General features: G+C 31.4%; 1 pseudogene. It reads left to right on the forward strand.

The features are described 5' to 3' along the window. Nucleotides 1-185: pseudogene (locus tag KQI71_RS12260) on the forward strand (integrase core domain-containing protein); the annotation flags it as partial. Between the last annotated feature and the right edge of the window lie 719 nt (nt 186-904).

Raw genomic sequence — 904 nt, forward strand, 5'->3', positions numbered from 1 at the left:
ATAATGCTCCTATGGAACGTTATTATAATACTCTCAAGAATGAACTGGTTCATCATCATTCCTATCATTCTGAGAAAGAATTATATACATCCATTGAAGAATTTGCGTACGTTCATTACCATCACGAACGACCGCATTCTTACAACAATTATAAAACGCCTTTTGAGGCACGCTACGGGATATAAATCCTGTAGCAATAAAAATTAGGTCAAAGTGTTACAAAAAGGCTTGACCACAACAGTTTCATAGATTTAGAAGGCGCGCTCATAAGCTACTTTTATGATATATGACGCTTTTATAAACATCAGATTTTATCTTTTGCTTTATCAGATACAATCTTATCATTAACTATTTTCAACCTCATACTAATTTTCCAGCTCACACTATGCACCAAGTATATCATATATTTGATTGATATTGTTATATATTGTCGAGAAATTCATACACTTTATTCATTAATATACATAATTTCTTGTGATAAAATCAATAAAAATGACCAGTTTGTACTGCTGATGAGATGTCATTTGAATCTTGTTTATCTGCTATAGTTTCAAAATAATAGATGAAAAAATTGCAGCGCTATGTATTATTGAATTAGCTAAATTTCAATTGAAGCTTCCAATAAAAGCAGGAATCTTTATCACATGAATCGAAAAAGATTCTGTCTTAACATGAACTAATATATGTATAAAAAAATGTATATCAACTTATTTTTATGTTATTATTAATAGCAAAGAAAATTCTCAACTTATAAGATTGATAGTGTCAAATGATCTATGAAAGACTGGGACAAAAAAATGGCTCAGATGAACCTTGAAAATCGCAGATATTTTTAGTCTGAGGAATAGGGACGCCACCCTTGACAGCACACAAAAGAACTGCTGTAAGTGGCCTACCGACGGCG

This window comes from Anaerostipes sp. MSJ-23 (genome assembly GCF_018918155.1).
Lineage (GTDB): Bacteria > Bacillota > Clostridia > Lachnospirales > Lachnospiraceae > Anaerostipes.